Genomic DNA, 21,681 nt, shown 5'->3' on the forward strand with positions numbered 1-21,681 from the left:
CGGTCCGCCCGCCGCCCGCCCGATCCCACCCCCACCGAGAAGCCCGAGGAGAGCGACACATGAGCCTCACCGCGAACGACCTCCCCCAGCGCCCGCCCACCGAACCGGGAGCCGTCCCGGAGCCCGGGACGCAGGCCCGGTCGCGCGTCGCCGAACCGTCCGGCCCGGCGGCACCCCGGCCCCCCGGAGCGGAGGCCGAGGGGCCGCCGGGCCCGGAGACCCGGCCCAGGCCCGAGCCGGAGCGCCTCGCCAGGGCGGCGCTCAGCCGGCTCGGCGAACCGGGGGACGCCGCGCTCGGCCGCTGGCTCGCCCGCCTCGACGCACTGGACGTCGTACGGGCGATCCGGGGCGGCGCCTCGGCCGAACAGCTCGGCGTGGACGCCGCCAGACTCGCGGCCTACCGGGCCCGGATGACCGGGCTCGATCCGGTCGCCGATCTGGAACGGGTACGTGCGGCCGGCGGGCGCTTCATCATTCCGGGCGACACCGAGTGGCCGAGCCAGCTGGACGACCTCGGGGAGGGCCGGCCCACCGGGCTCTGGGTGGTCGGGACGGGTTCGCTGCGCCTGCTCGCCCTGCGATCGGTCGCGGTGGTCGGGGCCCGGGCCTGCACGGCGTACGGTGCGCACGTCGCCGGGGACCTCGCCGCACAGCTCGCCGAACGCGGCTGGGTGGTCGTGTCCGGCGGCGCCTACGGGATCGACGCGGCCGCCCACCGGGGCGCGCTGGCGGTCGGCGGTCCGACGGTCGGTGTCCTGGCCTGCGGGGTGGACGTGGCCTACCCGCGGGGCAACACCGCGCTGATCCGCCGGATCGCCGAACAGGGACTGCTGGTGAGCGAGCTTCCGCCGGGGGAGCACCCGACCAGGTTCCGGTTCGTGCTGCGCAACCGGGTGATCGCGGCGCTGACCCGCGGCACCGTGGTGGTCGAGGCGGCGCTGCGCAGCGGGGCGCTCAGCACCGCCAGACGCGCCCGCGACCTCAACCGGCACACCATGGGTGTGCCCGGGCCGGTCACCTCGGAACTCTCCGCCGGGGTGCACACGCTGATCCGCAGCGGCGCCGCCACCGTCGTGACCGACGCGGCCGAGGTCGTCGAGCTGATCGGGGCGATCGGCGAGGACCTGGCGCCGCAGCGCAGCGGGCCGGTGCTGCCCAGGGACCTCCTGGAACCGGAGGCGGCGCGGGTCCTGGAGGCCGTGCCGGCCACCGCGGAAGGCGCGCCGGTGGAGCGGTTGGCCCGGCAGTCGGGACTTCCGCCGGACGAGGTGCTCCAGCGGCTCTACGAGTTGGGCTCGCTCGGCCATGTCGAGCGCCACGGCGCGCACTGGCGCCTGGTGCGGAGGAGGTGACGGCCCGTCCGGAGGAGGGCGGCGGAGTGGCTCGGGGGAGACGTGGGGCGGGGCGTCAGGAGGACACGCGCCCGAGGGACGACCGGGAGGAGGACGGGGAAGGGCACGGGGTTGACGGGGCGGACCGGCCGGGCGGGGCCGGTATCCGGTTCGTCCACCTCCGGTGCCCGGGTGGGGCGACACGAACGCCACCGGATCGGGGGACGACCGAGTGGCGGTAGCACTCTGCAGCGAGTCGGTCACGCTACGCTCGCCATGCCTTCCCTATCAGCACATGACTCGGCAGAACGGCGCAGACCAACGTATGCCCACACACATTCCCGGACACCGAGTGACCGGTGGCGCCCGGTCCTCGGGAGGGCCGCGCACCGAGCGGCGGACCGCGACCGAGTACCCGTCCAAGTCCACGGGTGCGATGGGGGCCCTGGCGCGGCAGGGCGGCCGTCCGGCGCTCACCGGGGCGCACGACGACCGCCCGGACGCGCCCGGCGCTCCCGCCGACCCGGCCGCCCCCGCGTCCGCCGAAGCGCCGGCTCCCCGCCGGGAGCGCACGGCGCTCGAAGAGCTCTGGCGCTCCTACAAGGAGACGGCCGATCAGCGGCTACGGGAGCAGCTGATCCTGCACTACTCACCGCTCGTCAAGTACGTCGCGGGCCGGGTCGGGGTCGGTCTGCCGTCCAATGTCGAGCAGGCCGACTTCGTCTCCTCCGGCGTCTTCGGGCTGATCGACGCGATCGAGAAGTTCGACATCGAGCGCGCCATCAAGTTCGAGACCTACGCGATCAGCCGGATCCGCGGCGCGATCATCGACGAGCTGCGCGCGCTGGACTGGATCCCGCGCTCGGTGCGGCAGAAGGCGAAGGCGGTCGAGCGCACCTACGCGACGCTGGAGGCCCGGCTGCGACGGACGCCGACCGAGCCCGAGGTCGCGGCCGAGATGGGCATCGCGATCGAGGACCTGCACACCATCTTCAGCCAGCTCTCGCTCGCCAACGTGGTCGCGCTCGACGAGCTGCTCCATCCCGTCGGCGACGGCGGCGACCGGCTGAGCCTGATGGAGACGCTCGAGGACCACGGGGCGGACGACCCGGTCGAGGTGGCCGAGGACCGGGAGCTGCGCCGGCTGCTGGCGCAGGCGGTCAACACCCTTCCCGAACGGGAGAAGACCGTGGTGACGCTCTACTACTACGAGGGGTTGACGCTCGCCGAGATCGGCCAGGTCCTCGGGGTGACCGAGAGCAGGGTCAGCCAGATCCACACCAAGTCGGTGCTCCAGCTGCGCGCCAAGCTGTCGGACATCCGGTAGCCGAACGCACCCGGCCGGACACTCTTCGGCCGAACAACCTCCGGTCGAACACCCGGCCGAAAAGCACCCCCGGCCGGACGCCCCTCCGTCGAACGCCCCGGCCGGTCGTCGTGCGGACCGGTCGGTGCGCCGCGTACGCCGGGGCCGCGCTCCGCGCCCCGGAACGCATCCCTCCGTATCCGTCGCGGTACGCGGCACCGTACCGGCGGGATGTAGGGCTCCGTACAGTGGAGGGCGTGCCGAAGATCCGAGCAGCCAGTGTGGCCGAGCATCGACAGATGCAGCGGGCAGCCCTCCTCGATGCTGCCCGCAGTCTCCTCACCGAGGGAGGCATGGAGGCCCTGACCTTCCCCGCGCTCGCCATGCGCACCGGGCTCGCGCGTTCCTCGGTGTACGAGTACTTCCGTTCCCGCGCGGCGGTGGTGGAGGCGCTCTGCGAGGTGGACTTCCCGCTGTGGGCCGCCGAGATCGAGGCCGGGATGGCGAGCCGGGACACCGCCGCCGAGCGGATCGAGGCGTATGTCCGGAGCCAGCTCGCGCTGGCCGCCGACCCGCGACACCGGGCGGTCGCGGCGATCTCCGCGCTGGAGCTGGACGACGTGGCCCGGGAACGCATCCGAGCAGCGCACGGGACACTGGTCGGGCTGGTGGTCCAGGCGCTGGAGGACCTCGGCCACGAGCAGCCCCGGCTGGCCGCCGCGCTGCTCCAGGGCATCGTCGAAGCGGCGGTGCGGCAGGCGGAGCACCGGGCCGCGGGCGGCCGGGCCGAGAGTCCCGAGGTGATCGCGGACGCTGCCGTCGCCCTCGCCCTGCACGGCCTCGGCCCGAGCTGAACCGCCGCGCTCCGCGGACGGCGTGCGGCTCGGCCTGGGGGATCGGCGCGGCGGCGACCGGGGCCCTCAGGCGGTCGAGCGGAAGCAGCCGGGCCCGGCCGGTCCCGAGCAGGGCCGGCGGGTCGAGGTAGCGCTTGCCGCGCAGCAGGCCCCAGTGCAGGCAGGGGCCGTCGGCGCAGTGGCTGTCCCCGGGGGCGAGCCGTCCGATCATCTGTCCGGCCGCCACGGAGGTGCCCACCGGGAGGGCGCCCTCCACCGGTAGATAGGTGGTCCGCAGCGGGGGAGTCGGCGGAGCCGCGGATGCTGCGGATCCCGCCGCCGCGTGGGTGACCGTGACGACCGGCCGTCCGGCCACCGGCCCGGCGAACGTCACCACCCCCGGCGCCGCGGCGCGGACCTCCGCACCGGCGGTGGCGGCCAGGTCGACGCCCCGGTGGCCCGCACCCCACGGTCGCTCGGGCGGCTCGAAGCGGCCGATCACGGCAACCGGCCCCCCGCCCGGCCCGTCCACCGGCCACCACCGCCCGCCCCCACTCACCCCGTGAAGCCCGGGAGCCCCGTGAACCCCGGGAGCCCCGGAAGCGACCGCGCCAGGACCCGCCTCCCCCGCGACACCGACCGCAGCCCCGTCCGCCCTGCCCGCTGCGTGCCCGAGTGCCCCGGGCCGGCCGCCGGTCAGCAGGGCGACCAGTACCACCGGCAGAAGCGGCAGCACCCGCCGCCGCCTCGCCCCCACGCCTGCAGTCACACCCACACCCACACCCACACCGATGCCCACACCCACACCCACCACTCCCACGCCGACAGTCATGCCGCCGAGGCTCCCCGGGCCGGCCCGACCCGGCCACCAGGGGCCCGTTTCCTGTGGACAACCGGCCCCTGGGGACAACGGCCGTCCCTCCAACGGGTGGACCCCGGCCGGTTCACGGGACCCCGGCACGGCCGCCCGGGTGCCCCGGACCTGGCCGGTCCCCGCCCGCCCGCCTTCTGCGGAGTCGCTCGGCGCTCGGCGCTTCCCGTACACTTCACACGCGACCCGGTCCGCCGGGTCGACTTCGCACGCCCCGCCACCGGTGGTCGGACAGCGGCTCAGCCGCCGCCCCCGCCAGGTGCGAGTGCCGCTCGGTCCGCCGAGCCCGACCGGTCCCAGGACCGTCGGGGAAAGCGGCTCGGCACGTTCGGGGCGTCAGGCGTGGCTGTCACCTGGCCGCCACGGACAAAACCGAGCCTGACCCGGCCGTTCGCACCAGCCGAGCGGGAAGCGCCATCGCGCCTCCCGTGACGCCGCTGCGCCGGAGCCGGGCGTAACACCTGAGGAGCACGGCTATGGCCGTCGTCACGATGCGGGAGCTGCTGGAGAGCGGCGTCCACTTCGGTCACCAGACCCGCCGCTGGAACCCGAAGATGAAGCGCTTCATCATCACCGAGCGCAACGGCATCTACATCATCGACCTCCTGCAGTCGCTGAACTACATCGACCGCGCCTTCGAGTTCATCAAGGAGACCGTTGCCCACGGCGGCAGCGTCCTCTTCGTCGGCACGAAGAAGCAGGCCCAGGAGGCCATCGCCGAGCAGGCCACCCGCGTGGGCATGCCCTACGTGAACCAGCGCTGGCTCGGCGGCATGCTGACCAACTTCTCGACCGTCTACAAGCGCCTGCAGCGCCTCAAGGAGCTCGGCGAGCTGGACTTCTCGGACGTGGCCGGTTCCGGCCTCACCAAGAAGGAGCTCCTGGTCCTCCAGCGCGAGCACGACAAGCTGGAGAAGACCCTCGGCGGTATCCGTGACATGCAGCGCGTTCCCAGCGCTGTCTGGATCGTGGACACCAAGAAGGAGCACATCGCGGTCGGCGAGGCCCGGAAGCTCAACATCCCGGTCGTCGCCATCCTCGACACCAACTGTGACCCCGACGAGGTCGACTACAAGATCCCGGGCAACGACGACGCGATCCGCTCCGTCACCCTGCTGACCCGTGTGATCGCCGACGCCGTCGCCGAGGGCCTCAAGTCCCGCGCGGGTGTCGCCAAGGGCGACGTCAAGGCCGAGCCGGGTGCCGACCAGCCGCTCGCCGACTGGGAGAAGGACATCCTGGAGGGCGAGAAGAAGGCTGAGGAGGCCCCCGCCGCCGACGCCGAGGCTGCTCCGGCTGCCGAGGCCGTCGAGGCCGCCGCCGTCGAGGCCCCGGTCACCGAGGCCCCGGTCACCGAGGCCCCCGCCGCCGAGGCTCCGGCCACCGAGGCTCCGGCCGAGCAGGCCTGACGTACCAAGGGTGAGGGGCACCCGCCGGTACGACACCGGTCGGTGCCCCTCTCTCCCGCGCCGGGGCCGAACCATCGGCCCCGGCGCTACTCCACGCAGACACGCGAGACGCGAGAAGAGATTCACACCATGGCGAACTTCACCGCCGCGGACGTCAAGAAGCTCCGTGAGCTCACCGGCGCCGGCATGATGGACTGCAAGAAGGCCCTGGACGAGGCCGAGGGCAACGTCGAGAAGGCCGTCGAGCTTCTGCGCATCAAGGGCCAGAAGGGCGTTGCCAAGCGTGAGGGCCGCGACGCCTCCAACGGTGCCGTCGCCGCGCTGATCGCCGAGGACAAGAAGTCCGGCGTCCTGGTCGAGCTGAACTGCGAGACCGACTTCGTCGCCAAGGGTGACAACTTCGTCCAGGTCGCCGACGCGATCGCCGCCCACGTCGCCAAGAGCGCCCCGGCCGACCTGGACGCCGCCCTGGCTTCCGAGATCGAGGCCGGCAAGACCGTCCAGCAGTTCGTGGACGAGGCCAACGCGACCCTGGGTGAGAAGATCGTCTTCCGCCGCTTCGCGCAGTTCGGTGGCGACGGCTTCGTCGCCGTCTACCTGCACAAGACCAGCCCCGACCTGCCGCCGGCCGTCGGCGTCCTGGTCGAGCTGGACAAGGAGAACGCCGAGGTCGCCAAGGACGTCGCGCAGCACATCGCCGCCTTCGCGCCGAAGTACCTGTCCCGCGAGGACATCCCGGCCGAGGACATCGAGAACGAGCGCCGCGTCGCCGAGGCCACCGCTCGCGAGGAGGGCAAGCCGGAGGCCGCCCTGCCGAAGATCGTCGAGGGTCGCGTCACCGGCTTCGTGAAGGAGAACTCCGTCCTGGAGCAGGCCTTCGCGAAGGACAACAAGAAGACCGTCGCCAAGGTCCTCGAGGAGAACGGCGTCGCCCTCAAGCGCTTCGCCCGCTTCCGCGTCGGCGCCTGAGCCACGTTCCACCGGTCTCCCCGGCCGTAGGCTGGGAACCGCCCCCGCCCGCTGACCAGGGCGACGGGGAACGCGCCGTACGGGCTCACCCAGCGCCATCCGTTCACGGGCGAGCCGCGTCGGCGACATGAACGACGAGGAGGCCATTGCCGTGCAGGACACCGAACCGGTTCCCGCGGCAGTGGCCTCCTCGCGTGTACGCGCAGGCCGGGCACCCGCACACCCGCGTCTGTGAACCAGTAGGTGCAGAAGGAGAAGTCCATGCAGGAGACGCAGGAGACCGCGCGGGAGATCCAGGACGGCACGCGCCGCCGGGTAATGCTGAAGCTGTCCGGTGAGGCCTTCGCCGGCGGCGGCGGGCTCGGCGTCGATCCGGACGTCGTGCACGCGATCGCCCGTGAGATCGCCACGGTCGTCCGCGCGGGCACCGAGGTCGCCGTGGTGATCGGCGGCGGCAACTTCTTCCGCGGCGCCGAGCTCCAGGTCCGCGGTATGGACCGGGCCCGTTCGGACTACATGGGCATGCTCGGCACGGTCATGAACTGCCTGGCGCTCCAGGACTTCCTGGTCAAGGAGGGCATCGAGACGCGGGTCCAGACCGCCATCACGATGGGCCAGGTCGCCGAGCCGTACCTGCCGCTGCGCGCCGTCCGGCACCTGGAGAAGGGCCGCGTGGTGATCTTCGGTGCCGGTATGGGCATGCCCTACTTCTCCACCGACACCACGGCCGTCCAGCGGGCGCTGGAGATCCACGCCGATGTGCTGCTGATGGGCAAGAACGGCGTGGACGGCGTCTACGACTCCGACCCCCGTACCAACCCGGACGCGGTCAAGTTCGACGCGCTGGAGTACTCCGAGGTCATCGCGCGCGACCTCAAGGTGGCCGACCTCACCGCGATCACGCTGTGCAAGGACAACAACCTTCCGATGCTGGTCTTCGAGCTGCTTGCGGAGGGCAATATCGCGCGTGCGGTGAAGAGTGAGAAGATCGGCACACTCATCAGCCAGGATTCTGTCCGGGCCTGAGCAGTAACCAGCCGTACCGGACGGCGCCGCCGCCGCGAGGCTCCGGCGCCCGACCCCGGTCGGGACACCAGCAGATGAACCGGACAGGGAGATCACAGTGATCGAAGAGACCCTCCTCGACGCCGAGGAGAAGATGGAGAAGGCCGTCGCCCACGCCAAGGACGACTTCGCCGCCATCCGCACCGGCCGCGCGCACCCGGCGATGTTCGCCAAGATCGTCGCGGAGTACTACGGCGCCGTGACGCCGATCAACCAGCTGGCCTCCTTCTCCGTGCCGGAGCCCCGGATGGCGGTCGTCTCGCCGTTCGACAAGACCGCGCTGAAGGCGATCGAGCAGGCGATCCGCGACTCCGACCTGGGCGTCAACCCGTCGAACGACGGCTCCATCATCCGGGTCGTGCTCCCCGAGCTGACCGAGGAGCGCCGCCGGGAGTTCATCAAGGTCGCCCGCGGCAAGGGCGAGGACGCCAAGGTCTCGATCCGCGCCGTCCGCCGCAAGGCCAAGGACGCGATCGACAAGCTGGTCAAGGACGGCGAGATCGGCGAGGACGACGGCCGTCGCGCCGAGAAGGAGCTCGACGACACCACGGCCAAGTACGTGGCCACCGTCGACGAGCTGCTGAAGCACAAGGAAGCCGAGCTGCTCGAGGTCTGATGAACGACGCCCCTGACGCCCCTGGCTATTGGGGCACGTCCGACCAGCAGTACCAGCCGTACCGTCCGCACGAGCCTGCGCAGGCCCCCAGCACGCCTGCGCAGGCCCCCGGCGCGTCCGGCGCACCCGGCGCGTCCGGCCCGCCGGCCGCGCCCGTCGCCGCCGGGTACCCGGCGCAGCCGCCGCACGGGCAGTACGAGCAGCCCGGGCAGTACGACCGGCCCGGGCCGTACGACCAGCACGGGCAGTACGGCGCGGGTGACCCCGGACACCGAACGGGTCACTCCCAGCAGCCTCCGGTGTACTGGGACCCCGACGCGGAGGAGACTCAGGTCATGCCTCCCGTTCCGGCCGACCCGGGCCCGCAGCCCGCAGCCCCGTCCGGGCCCGACCCTGCCGAGGGGTCGTCCCGGGAGACGGGCCGGCTGAGCGGACCGCTGTTCCGCGACGAGCAGCCCGGGGCGGTGGAGCCTGGCGCGTCGGAGACGGTCGTGCTGCGCGCGATCACCGACGACGCCCGGTCCGCTCCGGTCGGCGGGCCGTACCCGGGCGCCGCGGCGTACCCGGGGCCGTCGGCGCCGCAGGTGCCGCCGGTCGCGGCGGGTCACCCCGGTGTGCCGGGCGGACCGGCGGGGCAGCCGTTCCTCGTGCCGTCGTCCCACCCAGGGCAGGAGACACCCGTGGCCCAGCCCGATCCGCAGCCTCAGCCGGCGCAGCGCAAGCAGCGCGGTGGCCGCAACCTCCAGGCCGCGATAGGCGTGGGCGTCGGCCTCGGCGCGGTCATCGTCGCCTCGCTCTTCGTCGTCAAGGCCCTGTTCCTGGTCGTGGTGATCGCGGCCGTGTCGGTCGGCGTCTGGGAGCTGACCAGCCGGCTGGCCGAGCGCAAGGAGATCAAGGCGCCGCTGGTCCCGCTGGTCGTGGGCGGCATCGCGATGGTCGCCACCGGCTACTGGTCGGGAATCCAGTGGGCGGCGGCCTCGCTCGCGCTCACCGGTCTTGCGGTGATGGTCTGGCGGATGGCCGAGCCGCCGGAGAACTATCTGCGGGACATAACGGCGGGCATCTTCACCGCCTTCTACGTCCCCTTCCTCGCCACCTTCGTGGCGATGATGCTGGCGGCCGACGACGGTCCGCAGCGGATCGTGCTGTTCCTGATCGTCACGGTGTGCAGTGACACCGGCGCCTACGCGGTGGGCTACAAGTTCGGCCGGACCAAGCTGGCGCCGACGATCAGCCCGGGCAAGACCCGGGAGGGCCTGGCCGGCGGCATCGGCCTGTCGATGCTGGCGGGCGCGCTGCTGATGGAGCTGATCATCGACGGCGGCAGCTGGTGGCAGGGCCTGATCCTGGGCGGCTGCGCGGCGGTCGTCGCGACCCTGGGCGACCTGGGCGAGTCGATGATCAAGCGCGACCTCGGCATCAAGGACATGGGCACCCTGCTGCCCGGCCACGGCGGCATCATGGACCGGCTGGACTCGCTGCTGCCGACCGCCCCGGTGGTCTGGCTGCTGCTGGCGGCCTTCGTGGGCAGCTGAGGCCGCCCGCCCCGGCCCAGGGCCCCGGACGCACGGCGTCCGGGGCCCTCGCGCGTCTGCGACACTGGATGAACCATGCCTAAGCCCGGAGAACTCACCTTTGTCGCGCCGCGCGGCGCCAAGCCCCCGCGACACCTCGCCGACCTGAGCCCCGCCGAGCGCAAGGAGGCCGTCGCCGAGCTGGGCGAGCAGCCGTTCCGCGCGAAGCAGCTCTCCAACCACTACTTCGGCCGGATGTCGAACGACCCGGCGAGCTGGACGGACATCCCCGCCGCCAGTCGGGAGAAGCTCACCGAGGGCCTGCTGCCCGAGCTGATGTCGGTGCTGCGGCACGTGTCCTGCGACGACGACACCACCCGCAAGACGCTGTGGAAGCTGTTCGACGGCACGCTCGTCGAGTCGGTGCTGATGCGCTACCCGGACCGGGTCACCATGTGCATCAGCTCCCAGGCGGGCTGCGGCATGAACTGCCCGTTCTGCGCCACCGGCCAGGCCGGGCTGACCCGCAACCTGTCGACGGCCGAGATCGTCGAGCAGATCGCCGCCGGGATGCGCTCGCTCCGCAGCGGGGAGATCCCCGGTGGCGAGGCCCGGCTGTCCAACGTGGTGTTCATGGGCATGGGCGAGCCGCTGGCCAACTACAAGCGGGTGCTGGCCTCGATCCGCCGGCTGACCGACCCGGCGCCGGACGGCTTCGGCCTGTCCCAGCGCGGCATCACGGTCTCGACCGTCGGCCTGGTCCCGGCGATGTACCGGTTCGCCGACGAGGGGCTCAGCTGCCGCCTGGCGCTGTCGCTGCACGCTCCGGACGACGAGCTCCGCGACGAGCTGGTGCCGGTCAACACCCGCTGGAAGGTCGCCGAGGTGCTGGACGCGGCGTGGAACTACGCCGAGAAGTCCGGCCGCCGGATCTCCATCGAGTACGCGCTGATCAAGGACATCAACGACCAGGCGTGGCGGGCGGACCTGCTCGGCCGGCTGATCAAGAACCACCGGGTGCACGTCAACCTGATCCCGCTGAACCCCACCCCGGGATCCAAGTGGACGGCCTCGCGCCCCGAGGACGAGCGGGAGTTCGTCCGGCGGCTCCAGTCGCACGGCGTGCCGACGACCGTCCGCGACACCCGCGGCCAGGAGATCGACGGCGCCTGCGGCCAGCTCGCGGCGGCGGGCTGAGCGGCCGAGCGTCCGACCGACCCCGCAAGCCGAACGCCCCCGTCCGGTGACCCGCCCCGTCAGGGCCGGGCCACCGGACGGGGGCGTTTTGTCAGCGCAGTCCGGCGGCGGCCAGGGCCGCGGTCGCCCCGCCGGTGACCAGCAGGACCGTGCCGGTCATCAGGGTCCGCAGCACCACGGCGCCGAACAGCAGCCGGGGCGCCGCCCCGAGCCGCAGCAGCGCCTCGGCGACACCCCGGCGGGCGGTGCGCAGCTCGGCCAGCCGGACCACCACCGCCCCGGCCGCGCAGCCCAGCACCAGCCCGGCCTCGATCGCGGGCAGGACATCGGCGCTGCCGGGCTCGCCCAGCCAGTAGCGGATGGTGGTGAGCACCGCCGCGAGCGCCAGGGTGAGGACGGCCAGCGGTGCCCCGAGCCGGCGGGCCTGGGCGGTGAGGCCCCGGCCGGCGAGCAGTCGCAGCGGGGTGGCCCGCCCGAGCGCCAGCAGCCGGCCGGCCCAGCCGAGCAGCGGGCCGGTGAGCAGGGCGAGACCGACGGCGGAGGCGAGCCACCCGCCCAGCGCGGCGGTGCTGGTGCTGCCGAGTCCGGCCGGCAGGTGGATCGGGCGGCCGTCGGCGGCGGCGCCGGGGCGCAGCGCGATCAGTTCCAGGGCGAGGCCGATGACGGCGAGGCCGATCGGCAGCGCGATCCGCCACGGGCCGAAGCCGGTCGGTTCGGTGCCGGAGCGGCCGGGCAGGGTCTCGGTCGGCCGGACGGCCCCGGCGGCGGCGAGTCCGGCGGTCAGCGGTACGAGGGCGAGCAGGGTGACCGGTGCGGCGGCGGGGAGAGCGACGCCCATGCCCAGTTCGTCGGCGAGGGTCGGTCCTGCGATGTCGTTGCGCAGGACCAGGAAGAGCAGCAGGGTGAGTCCGGCGCCGGCCCCGCAGGCGAGCGCGACCTCGCCGGCGATCAGCGCGCGGATCCGGCCGGCCCCGGCGCCGGCGGTGGTGAGCCCGGTGATCCGGTCGGCCCGCCGGGCGGGTACGGCGCGGGCGGCGACGGCCGCGAACCAGGCGACCGCGGCCAGCGGGGGCAGGCACCAGAGCAGCCGGACGAGCGCGTCGTGGCCGTCGGCGGGGCCGCTCATCGCCCGGCCGAGGGCGCGCAGCAGGAAGGCGGCGACGACCGCGCCGGCCAGGGCGGTCAGCAGCCAGCGGCCGAGGTCGTGGACCCGGTAGCCCCGGGCCAGGCGGAGATAGAACACGGCGTCGACTCTTTCAGCGGCCGGCGGCCGGGACGGCGGTGGCCCCGGCCGTGCCGGGGGCGGCGATGCCGCGCGGCACGGGCGTGGCGGGGCCGGTCAGGCGGCCGTCGAGGAGGGCGACGGCGCGGTCCGCGTACCGGACGAGCTCGGGATCGTGGGTGGCCAGCACGAGGGTGAGCTGGTGGGAGCGGGCCGCGCTGGTCAGTATCCGCAGGACCTGCTCGGCGGTCTCGCGGTGCAGCGGGGCGGTGGGGTCGTCGGCGAAGACGACCGGCGGGAGCGGTGCGAGGGCCCGGGCGACGGCGATCCGCTGGCGCTGGCCCTGGACCAGCCGTTCCGGCCGGACCTTGGCGAGGTCGCCGATGTCCAGGCGCTCCAGCCACTCGTCCGCGGCCGTGTAGGCGGCCTTGCCGCCGGCGCCGGCCAGCAGCAGGGGCAGGGCGACGTTCTCCCGGGCGGTCAGTTCGGGTACCAGGTGCGGCTCGGAGCCGACGAAGCCGAAGCGGTCGCGGCGCAGCCGTTCGCGGCCGGCCCGGCCGAGGGTGTGCACGGGGGAGCTGTTGAACCAGACCTCGCCCTCGTCCACCGGGAGCAGGGCGGAGAGGCAGCCGAGCAGGGTGCTCTTGCCGGAGCCGCGCGGGCCGGTGACGGCGAGGACCTCGCCCTCCCGGATCCCGAGCGAGACGCCGCGCAGCGCGGGGGTGCCCTGATGGGACTTGACGATCCCCCGGGCCCACAGCACGTCGTTGTCAGGAGGGGCCGCTGACATGAGGTTCCATCCTGGGTGGCCGCAGGGATATGACAGTCGTCAGATTAGAACGATCGGGCCTGGGCGCGGTTGCGGCACACTGGCCCATCCGGGGCAAATCATCCGTAATCAGGCGTGTTTGATCGACGGACCGATGACGGAACGGCCGGGAACCGCCGTCGGGGCGGTGCCGGGAACGCCGCAGGGCGGCCCCGCCGAAGCGGGACCGCCCTGCGGCGGAGGGTGGGGAGGAAAGTCCGAGGGGTCAGATCTTCGCCCACGCGTCGGTGAGGCTGGTCCGCAGGATCTGCTCGATCTCGTCGAAGGTCGACTGGTCGGAGATCAGCGGCGGCGCCAGCTGGATGACCGGGTCGCCACGGTCGTCGGCGCGGCAGTACAGGCCGTTCTCGAAGAGCGCCTTCGACAGGAAGCCGTAGAGCACGCGCTCGACCTCGTCGTCGTTGAACGACTCCTTGGTGACCTTGTCCTTCACGAGCTCGATGCCGTAGAAGTACCCGTTGCCGCGGACGTCGCCGACGATCGGCAGGTCGCGCAGCTTGTCCAGGGTGCCCAGGAACTTCGACTCGTTGTCGAGGACGTGCTGGTTCAGGCCCTCGCGCTCGAAGATGTCGAGGTTGGCCAGCGCCACCGCGGAGGAGACCGGGTGGCCGCCGAAGGTGTAGCCGTGCAGGAAGGTGTTGTCACCCTTGTAGAACGGCTCGGCGAGGCGGTCCGAGATGATCGTGGCGCCGATCGGGGAGTAGCCCGAGGTCATGCCCTTGGCGCAGGTGATCATGTCGGGCTGGTAGCCGAACTTGTCGGCGCCGAACATGGTGCCGAGGCGGCCGAAGGCGCAGATGACCTCGTCCGAGACCAGCAGCACGTCGTGGCGGTCGCAGATCTCGCGCAGGCGCTGGAAGTACCCGGGCGGCGGCGGGAAGCAGCCGCCGGCGTTCTGCACCGGCTCGACGAAGACGGCCGCGACGGTGTCGGCGCCCTCGTTGAGGATCGCGACCTCGATCTCGTCGGCGCACCAGCGGCCGTACGCCTCGGGGTCGACCGTGCCGTCGGGGCCGGCCAGGAAGGCCGGGGCGCGGTAGATGTTGGTGTTCGGGGCCTTGTGGGTGCCCGGCACCAGCGGCTCGAACGGGGCCTTCAGGCCCGGCAGGCCGGTGATCGACAGGGCGCCCTGCGGGGTGCCGTGGTAGGCGACGGCCCGCGAGATGACCTTGTACTTGGTCGGCTTGCCGGTCAGCTTGAAGTACTGCTTGGCAAGCTTCCAGGCGGTCTCGACGGCCTCGCCGCCACCGGTGGAGAAGAAGACCTTGTTCAGGTCGCCCGGGGCGTAGTTGGCCAGGCGCTCGGCCAGCTCGACGGCCTTCGGGTGGGCGTAGCTCCACACCGGGAAGAAGGCGAGCTCCTTGGCCTGCTTGGCAGCGGCCTCGGCGAGCTCCTCACGGCCGTGGCCGGCCTGGACGACGAACAGGCCGGCGAGGCCGTCGAGGTACTTGCGTCCCTTGTCGTCCCAGACGTAGGTGCCCTCGCCCTTGACGATCGTCGGCACGGGGGAGTTCTCGTACGACGACATGCGGGTGAAGTGCATCCACAGGTGGTCGTAGGCGGTCTTGGAAAGGTCCTTCTGCGCCGGGTCGGCTGTCATCGGGTGCCCCAGGTGTAGGTCTGTTTCCGGAGCTTCAGGTAAACGAAGCTCTCGGTGCTCCGCACGCCGGGAAGCGCGCGGATGCGCTTGTTGATCATTTCGAGCAGGTGCTCGTCGTCCTCGCAGACCAGTTCGGCCAGGAGGTCGAACGAGCCGGCGGTGCAGACGACGTAGTCGACCTCGTCGAGGGCGGCCAGCGCGTCGGCGACGGGATCGATGTCTCCTTCGACCCGGATTCCGACCATCGCCTGGCGGGTGAAGCCGACGGTGAGCGGGTCCGTGACGGCGACGATCTGCATCACGCCCTGGTCGAGCAGCTTCTGGACGCGCTGTCGCACAGCCGCCTCGGACAGGCCGACGGCCTTGCCGATGGCGGCGTACGGGCGGCGCCCGTCCTCCTGGAGCTGCTCGATGATCGCCTTGGAGGCGGCGTCGAGGGGAACGCTGGCGTTCCGGTCGCGGTTGGCCACGCCGCCACTGTGCCCGATCGGCCTCGTGTTCGCAAGCGCGGCAGCTGCTGATTTCGTCGAGATCTTGGAAAACGCATACGGATTTCATCGTTGATGCGCGGTCGGCCTGTCGATAACGGCAGTCGTGCGGCTACCCTGGCTACGGTACGCGCGCGGCTCCGCTGTGCCGCGCGCATTCCGCCAACCAGTGGACCGCGGCGCGACCGGCGCGGCCACTCGGCGCCCCCCGCCGGCCCCGGCGGCCGACGTACCATGGCGCCGGATTCTGCAATGCCGCAGGCCGAGACCGAGGAGACATCCGTGAGCGACCTTCGCACGCTGCGCAACTACATCAACGGTGAGTTCGTCGATGCGGCCGACGGCCGCACGCTCGACATCGTCGACCCCACGACCGGCGAGGCCTACGCGACGTCCCCGCTGTCCGGTGCCTCCGACGTCGACGCCGCCATGGACGCCGCGGCGGCCGCGTTCCCGGCCTGGCGGGACTCGACCCCGAGCACCCGGCAGAAGCTGCTGCTGAAGATCGCGGACGCGGTCGAGGCCCGTGCCGACGAGATCGTCGACGCCGAGGTCCGCAACACCGGCAAGCCGCGCGGGCTGACCCTCTCCGAGGAGATCGGTCCGATGGTGGACCAGATCCGCTTCTTCGCCGGCGCCGCCCGCCTGCTGGAGGGCAAGTCCGCCGGTGAGTACATGGACGGCATGACCTCGATCGTCCGCCGCGAGCCGGTCGGCGTCTGCGCCCAGGTGGCGCCGTGGAACTACCCGATGATGATGGCCGTCTGGAAGTTCGCCCCGGCCATCGCCGCCGGCAACACCGTGGTGCTGAAGCCCTCCGACACCACCCCGGCCTCCACCGTGCTGCTGGCCGAGATCATCGGCGGCATCCTCAAGGACCTGGAGCTCCCGGCCGGCGTCTTCAACGTGATCTGCGGCGACCGTGAGACCGGCCGTCTGATGGTCGAGCACCGGACCCCGGCGATGGCCTCCATCACCGGCTCGGTGCGCGCCGGCATCCAGGTCGCCGAGTCGGCCTCCAAGGACGTCAAGCGCGTCCACCTGGAGCTGGGCGGCAAGGCCCCGGTCGTGGTCTTCGAGGACGCCGACATCGCCGAGGCCGTCGAGGGCATCTCGGTGGCGGGATTCTTCAACGCCGGCCAGGACTGTACCGCCGCCACCCGCGTGCTGGTGCACGAGTCGATCCACGACGCCTTCGTCGAGGCGCTGGCCAAGGCCGCGGCCGAGACCAAGACCGGCGGCGTGGACGACGAGGACGTGCTCTACGGCCCGCTGAACAACGCCAACCAGCTGAAGCAGGTCTCCGGCTTCATCGAGCGCCTGCCGGCGCACGCCAAGGTCGAGGCTGGCGGCCACCGGGTCGGCGACAAGGGCTACTTCTACGCCCCGACCGTCGTCTCCGGCCTGAAGCAGGACGACGAGATCATCCAGAACGAGGTCTTCGGCCCGGTCATCACCGTGCAGAGGTTCTCCGACGAGGAGCAGGCCGTCGACTACGCCAACGGCGTCGAGTTCGCGCTGGCCTCCTCGGTGTGGACCAAGGACCACGCCCGCGCCATGCGGATGTCCCGCCGCCTGGACTTCGGCTGCGTCTGGATCAACACCCACATCCCGCTGGTCGCCGAGATGCCGCACGGTGGCTTCAAGAAGTCCGGCTACGGCAAGGACCTCTCCTCCTACGGCTTCGAGGACTACACCCGCGTCAAGCACGTGATGACCGCCATCTGAGCGAGCACCGCCACCGGAACACGGTCCGACCGGACGACGATCGTGTGATCCGACCATGGGCCCGGGTCCCCGCGACCCGGGCCCTGTGCCTTTGCACCCTGTCGGCCGTTGCGGCGACCGGCTGACAGGATGGCTCTCCACTTCGGTACGGCGAGTCCCTAGCCTTGCCGCATGAGCATCCCCACCGCCGACTCGGCCGCCGGCCAGGCCGTCAAGACCGCCGACCGCGCGCACGTCTTCCACTCGTGGTCCGCCCAGGCGCTGATCGACCCCCTCGCGGTGGCCGGCGCCGAGGGCTCGTACTTCTGGGACTACGACGGCAACCGCTACCTGGACTTCTCCTCCCAGCTGGTCAACACCAACATCGGGCACCAGCACCCGAAGGTGGTCGCGGCCATCCAGGAGCAGGCGGCGAAGCTCTGCACCATCGCCCCCGGCTTCGCGGTGGAGGCGCGCAGCGAGGCCGCCCGGCTGATCGCCGAGCGCACCCCCGGCGACCTGGACAAGATCTTCTTCACCAACGGCGGCGCCGAGGCCAACGAGAACGCCATCCGGATGGCCCGGCTGCACACCGGCCGGCAGAAGGTGCTCTCCACCTACCGCTCGTACCACGGCGCCACCGCCAACGCGATCGCCCTCACCGGCGACCCGCGTCGCTGGGCCAGCGAGACCGGTGTCTCCGGCATCGTGCACTTCTGGGGCCCGTACGCCTACCGCACCAACTTCCACGCCGAGAACGAGGCGCAGGAGTGCGAGCGCGCGCTGGCCCACCTGGAGCAGGTCATCGCCTTCGAGGGTCCCGGCACCGTCGCGGCCGTCATCCTGGAGACCGTGGTCGGCACCGCCGGCATCCTGATCCCGCCGCCCGGCTACCTGGCCGGCGTCCGGGAGATCTGCGACCGCTACGGCATCGTCTTCATCCTCGACGAGGTGATGGCCGGCTTCGGCCGCACCGGCGAGTGGTTCGCCGCCGACCACTGGGGCGTCACCCCGGACCTGCTGACCTTCGCCAAGGGCGTCAACTCGGGCTACGTCCCGCTCGGCGGCGTGGCGATCAGTGCGGAGATCGCCGCCACCTTCGCGGAGCGGCCGTTCCCCGGCGGGCTCACCTACTCCGGCCACCCGCTGGCCTGCGCCTCGGCCGTCGCCACCATCAACACCATGGCGGAGGAGGGCATCGTCGAGAACGCCAAGCACATCGGCGAGACCGTGCTCGGCCCCGGCCTGCGCGAGCTGGCGGAGCGCCACCCGTCCATCGGCGAGGTGCGCGGGCTCGGCGTCTTCTGGGCGCTCGACCTGGTGAAGGACCGCGCCACCCGCGAGCCGCTGGTGCCGTACAACGCGGCCGGCGCCGCCAACGCGCCGATCGCCGAGCTGGCCGCCGCGTGCAAGCAGCGCGGGCTCTGGCCGTTCGTCAACATGAACCGCTTCCACGTCGTTCCGCCGTGCACGGTGACGGAGGAGGAGGCGAAGGCCGGTCTCGCCGTCCTCGACGAGGTGCTGTCGCTGGCCGACGCGCACACCGTCTGACTCTCACCGACAGGACGGCCCCGGGCGCCCGCGCGTCCGGGGCCGTCTCCCGCTCCGGAGGCTCCACCATGCCCAGCACCACCCCGGCCCGCCGCCCGACCGGCCTCCACAGTCCGACCCGTCGCCGTCCGAGCCGCCGCCGGGTGCTCGGCGCCGGTGCCGGACTGTTCGGGGCCGCCGCCCTGACCGGCTGCGGCATCCCGTCCGCCTACGTGGACGAGGACCGCCGCTCCGCCCCCGACCGCTCGGAGAGCGAGCAGCGGCTGGGCTTCTCCAACTGGACCCAGTACATCGACGTCGACGACGACGGCGGGCGCCCGACCCTGGACGCCTTCACCGAGCGGACCGGCATCAAGGTCACCTACACCGAGGACATCAACGACAACGACGAGTTCTTCGGCAAGATGGGCCCGGTGCTCACCCAGGGCACCGACCCGGGCCGCGACCTGATGGTGGTCAGCGACTGGATGGCCGGCCGGTACGTCTCGCTCGGCTGGGTGCAGGCCATGGACCGGGCCAACCTGCCCAATGTCACGGCGCAGCTGGACCCGCAGCTCGCCGACCCGGCCTTCGACCCCGGGCGCCGGCGCAGCGTGCCCTGGCAGTCCGGAATCACCGGCATCGCGTACAACCGCAAGGAGCTCGGCCGGGAGATCAAGTCCGTCGCCGACCTCTGGGCGCCCGACCTGAAGGGCCGGGTCACCCTGTTCGCCGGGCTGGACGAGGCGCTCGGTCTGCTGATGCTCGCCCAGGGCGCCGACATCTCGGCCTTCACCGAGGACCAGGCCCGGCAGGCGATGGACCTGGTGCAGCGGATGGTCGACAGTCGGCACGTGCGCCGGTTCACCGGCAACGACTACACCAGCGACCTGGCCTCCGGCGCGGCGCTGGCCTGCCAGGCGTACTCCGGCGACGCCGTGCAGCTCACCGCCGAGAACCCGGACATCGCGTTCGTGGTGCCCGAGGAGGGCGGCGAGCTGTGGGCGGAGAGCCTGCTGATCCCCAACCGGGCCGGGCACAAGCGCAACGCCGAGCTGCTGATCGACCACTACTACCAGCCCGAGGTGGCCGCCGAGCTGGCGGCTGCGGTGCAGTACATCTGCCCCGTTCCGGCCGCCCGCGAGGTGCTGGCGGCCAGCGGGGACCGGGAGAAGGCGGAGCTGGCGGAGCACCCGCTGCTCTTCCCGACCGAGGAGATGCGGGCCCGGCTGCACACCATGCGCGACGTCGGCTCCGCCGAGCGGCCCGGGCTGCACAAGGTCTGGACCCGGATCACCGGCGTCTAGGGCTCTCCCCCCGGGGTCTCCGCCCCCGCCCCCGCGTCGGGGCGTCGGGGCGTCGGGGCGGAGGCCGGGGTCAGCGGCGGACGGCGTCCAGCGCGAGCAGGGCGACGTGCAGCGAGAGGCAGGACTCGACCTGGTCGAGGTCGACCCCGAGGATCCGCTCGACCTTGTGCAGCCGGTCGTAGAAGGACGGCCGGGACAGGTGCGCGGCGTCCGCCGCCGCGGACTTGTTCCGCCCCTGTTCCAGGTAGATCCGCAGCATCTGCACCAGCTGGCCGTTGTGCTCGGCGTCGAAGGCGAGCAGCGGCCCCAGCTCCCGTTCCACGTAGGTCTGCAGCCGGGCGTCGTCCCGCAGCAGGTGCAGCAGTCCGCGAAGCCGCACGTCGGGCAGCCGGTAGTAGGACGCGGCCCGGCCGCCGGGCGCGTCGTGCAGCGCCGCGTCGGCGACCTGGGTGGCCTCCAGCAGGGTGCGCCGGGCGTCGCGGACCGAGCCGACCGAGGAGCCGACCGCGACCACCGGTTCCGGCGCGGCGGCGTCCCGGGCCGCCTCGGCGGCCAGCCGGCGCAGCGCCGCGGCGAAGGCGTCCAGCGCGGCGTGCTCGTCCTGCTGCGGGCCGAGCGTGATCAGCACGCCGACGCCCTCGTCGTCCAGGGCTCCGACCAGGGCGGACAGCCGGCAGGCGCGGACGGCGCTGGCCGCGAGTTCGGTGAAGTCGCGCAGCCGGGCCTGCGCCTCCAGCGCGGCCGGGATCGGGCCGCGCCGCTGCCGCAGCACCGCGCCGACCAGCCGCCGGCCCTCCAGCGGGACACCGAGCGCCTGGGCGCGCAGGGCCACCTCGGAGACGGTCAGCGCATGGGTGAGGATCCCGGAGAGCAGCGTGCGGTGGGTCTGCCGCTCCAGGCTCTCCCGGTCGCGGACCACCAGCCGGTTGAGGGCCAGGGCGGAGGCGCCGCGCTCCAGCAGCATGGTGAACGGGTGCGGGCCGCCCTCCGGCTGCGGACCGGGCTCCTGCATCAGCACCAGCCGCCCCCAGTCCTGGCCGCGGGCGCCCACCGCGGTGACCAGCCAGCCGCTGCGCGGGTCGTACCCGGTGCGCCCGGGCGGGCGGACCCCGCGCGAGCGGCGCTCCCAGTCCTCCAGCAGCTCGGCCTCGGGCCGGCCGGCGGACTCGTGGGTGAGCACCTGGTGGGCGAGGTTCTCCAGGACGACCGGGGCTCCCGCTATCCGGGACACCTGGCGGACCACCTCGGCCGGTTCGGCGCCCTCCACGACCAGCTCGTTGAACACCTGGTGGATCGCCTCGGAGGTGCGCAGCTGCTCCAGCTGGGCGTTGACCACCAGGGCGTGCACGGCTTCGGTGACGGAGACGAAGCGCAGTTCGCGGCGGAGCGCGATCAGCGGCAGTCCGCGCTGCTCGGCGGCGTGCACCAGGGCGCGCGGCAGGCTGTCGAAGTAGCGCCGGCCGTACTCGATGACCAGTCCGGCCACGCCGATGTCGGCGAGCTCGCGCACGTACCTCGCCAGGCCCTCGCGGTCCTCGGGCAGGGCGATGCCGGTGCTCAGCACCAGCTCGCCGCCCTGCAGCATGCCGGCGACGTCGGGCAGCTCGCTGACGTGGACCCAGCGGACCGGGCGTTCCAGGTGGTCGGCTCCGGCCACCACCTGCGGGAGGCCGCGGCGCATCACCTCCAGGTCGAGCACACGGGCGACGGTGGGGAGCATCGCGGGGGCCTCCAGGGTTCAGAGTGTCAGGGAAATCATCCATCGCGGCGACGACCTGTTGCCCTGCCCGAAGCCTTGCACCTTGTAAGGCGCTTTCCGTCGAGGTTGTCGCAGTGGTCCTTGTCACGCCCCGGCGCCAGCAGGCATGGTCAGCGGGTCGACCGTGA

Annotated in this window: 17 protein-coding genes and 1 pseudogene; 12 read left to right on the forward strand and 6 right to left on the reverse strand. The window is 72.6% G+C overall.

Annotated elements, in window-relative coordinates; translation table 11 throughout:
- The first annotated feature begins 59 nt into the window (after positions 1–59).
- The 3 genes from dprA to ADK60_RS38820 all read left to right on the forward strand — a co-directional run bounded on the left by dprA (position 60) and on the right by ADK60_RS38820 (position 3,491).
- Complete coding sequence (gene dprA / locus ADK60_RS38810; protein ID WP_053651612.1) at positions 60–1,352, forward strand: DNA-processing protein DprA; 1,293 nt, start codon at positions 60–62, stop codon at positions 1,350–1,352.
- A 415-nt stretch (positions 1,353–1,767) separates the two neighbouring features.
- Positions 1,768–2,658 carry an RNA polymerase sigma factor WhiG gene (gene whiG, locus ADK60_RS38815; RefSeq protein WP_078896693.1) on the forward strand — a complete coding sequence of 297 codons (891 nt, stop codon included), beginning with the start codon at positions 1,768–1,770 and terminating at the stop codon, positions 2,656–2,658.
- A 260-nt stretch (positions 2,659–2,918) separates the two neighbouring features.
- Entirely contained in the window at positions 2,919–3,491 is a 573-nt protein-coding gene (locus ADK60_RS38820; protein WP_053651614.1) for a TetR/AcrR family transcriptional regulator, read from the forward strand.
- Positions 3,492–3,621: 130 nt separating this feature from the next.
- Here the strand turns inward: ADK60_RS38820 and ADK60_RS42835 are convergent.
- Positions 3,622–4,302, reverse strand: a pseudogene (locus tag ADK60_RS42835) (murein hydrolase activator EnvC family protein); the annotation flags it as partial.
- A gap of 515 nt (positions 4,303–4,817) precedes the next feature.
- Between ADK60_RS42835 and rpsB the strand changes: the two are divergent.
- The 6 genes from rpsB to rlmN all read left to right on the forward strand — a co-directional run bounded on the left by rpsB (position 4,818) and on the right by rlmN (position 11,111).
- Positions 4,818–5,750: a 30S ribosomal protein S2 gene (gene rpsB / locus ADK60_RS38825; RefSeq protein WP_053651616.1), complete on the forward strand. Its 933-nt coding sequence runs from the start codon at positions 4,818–4,820 to the stop codon at positions 5,748–5,750.
- A gap of 129 nt (positions 5,751–5,879) precedes the next feature.
- Positions 5,880–6,719, forward strand: a complete 840-nt coding sequence (gene tsf, locus ADK60_RS38830) for a translation elongation factor Ts (protein ID WP_030396753.1) — start codon at positions 5,880–5,882, stop codon at positions 6,717–6,719.
- A 261-nt stretch (positions 6,720–6,980) separates the two neighbouring features.
- The gene (pyrH, locus tag ADK60_RS38835) at positions 6,981–7,745 is read left to right on the forward strand and encodes a UMP kinase (protein ID WP_030396754.1); all 765 of its coding nucleotides are present in this window, start codon (positions 6,981–6,983) and stop codon (positions 7,743–7,745) included.
- Between the two features lie 97 nt (positions 7,746–7,842).
- Positions 7,843–8,400 carry a ribosome recycling factor gene (gene frr / locus ADK60_RS38840; protein ID WP_030396755.1) on the forward strand — a complete coding sequence of 186 codons (558 nt, stop codon included), beginning with the start codon at positions 7,843–7,845 and terminating at the stop codon, positions 8,398–8,400.
- A gap of 335 nt (positions 8,401–8,735) precedes the next feature.
- Positions 8,736–9,935 carry a phosphatidate cytidylyltransferase gene (locus ADK60_RS38845; protein ID WP_079009061.1) on the forward strand — a complete coding sequence of 400 codons (1,200 nt, stop codon included), beginning with the start codon at positions 8,736–8,738 and terminating at the stop codon, positions 9,933–9,935.
- Positions 9,936–10,010: 75 nt separating this feature from the next.
- Entirely contained in the window at positions 10,011–11,111 is a 1,101-nt protein-coding gene (gene rlmN / locus ADK60_RS38850; protein ID WP_045941285.1) for a dual-specificity RNA methyltransferase RlmN, read from the forward strand.
- Between the two features lie 91 nt (positions 11,112–11,202).
- On the opposite strand, the gene ADK60_RS38855 is transcribed toward rlmN, so the two are convergent.
- The 4 genes from ADK60_RS38855 to ADK60_RS38870 form a co-directional block, all read right to left on the reverse strand.
- The gene (locus ADK60_RS38855) at positions 11,203–12,354 is read right to left on the reverse strand and encodes a hypothetical protein (protein ID WP_052709235.1); all 1,152 of its coding nucleotides are present in this window, start codon (positions 12,352–12,354) and stop codon (positions 11,203–11,205) included.
- A gap of 13 nt (positions 12,355–12,367) precedes the next feature.
- Complete coding sequence (locus ADK60_RS38860; RefSeq protein WP_045941286.1) at positions 12,368–13,123, reverse strand: ABC transporter ATP-binding protein; 756 nt, start codon at positions 13,121–13,123, stop codon at positions 12,368–12,370.
- 244 nt (positions 13,124–13,367) lie between these two features.
- Entirely contained in the window at positions 13,368–14,762 is a 1,395-nt protein-coding gene (locus tag ADK60_RS38865; protein ID WP_030396760.1) for an aspartate aminotransferase family protein, read from the reverse strand.
- Positions 14,759–15,232, reverse strand: a complete 474-nt coding sequence (locus ADK60_RS38870; protein WP_030396761.1) for an Lrp/AsnC family transcriptional regulator — start codon at positions 15,230–15,232, stop codon at positions 14,759–14,761. The genes ADK60_RS38865 and ADK60_RS38870 overlap by 4 nt, the downstream gene beginning before the upstream one ends.
- A gap of 270 nt (positions 15,233–15,502) precedes the next feature.
- On the opposite strand from ADK60_RS38870, the gene ADK60_RS38875 reads away from it, so the two are divergent.
- The 3 genes from ADK60_RS38875 to ADK60_RS38885 all read left to right on the forward strand — a co-directional run bounded on the left by ADK60_RS38875 (position 15,503) and on the right by ADK60_RS38885 (position 19,794).
- The gene (locus tag ADK60_RS38875; RefSeq protein ID WP_053651618.1) at positions 15,503–16,978 is read left to right on the forward strand and encodes a gamma-aminobutyraldehyde dehydrogenase; all 1,476 of its coding nucleotides are present in this window, start codon (positions 15,503–15,505) and stop codon (positions 16,976–16,978) included.
- A 171-nt stretch (positions 16,979–17,149) separates the two neighbouring features.
- Complete coding sequence (locus tag ADK60_RS38880) at positions 17,150–18,508, forward strand: aspartate aminotransferase family protein (RefSeq protein ID WP_053651620.1); 1,359 nt, start codon at positions 17,150–17,152, stop codon at positions 18,506–18,508.
- Between the two features lie 68 nt (positions 18,509–18,576).
- Positions 18,577–19,794 carry a polyamine ABC transporter substrate-binding protein gene (locus tag ADK60_RS38885; protein ID WP_053651622.1) on the forward strand — a complete coding sequence of 406 codons (1,218 nt, stop codon included), beginning with the start codon at positions 18,577–18,579 and terminating at the stop codon, positions 19,792–19,794.
- A gap of 70 nt (positions 19,795–19,864) precedes the next feature.
- On the opposite strand, the gene ADK60_RS38890 is transcribed toward ADK60_RS38885, so the two are convergent.
- A complete protein-coding gene (locus ADK60_RS38890) occupies positions 19,865–21,514 on the reverse strand; it encodes a PucR family transcriptional regulator (protein ID WP_043468744.1) in 1,650 nt (549 codons plus the stop codon).
- Positions 21,515–21,681: the final 167 nt, after the last annotated feature.

It is taken from the genome of Streptomyces sp. XY431, from assembly GCF_001279805.1.
Classification (GTDB): domain Bacteria; phylum Actinomycetota; class Actinomycetes; order Streptomycetales; family Streptomycetaceae; genus Kitasatospora; species Kitasatospora purpeofusca.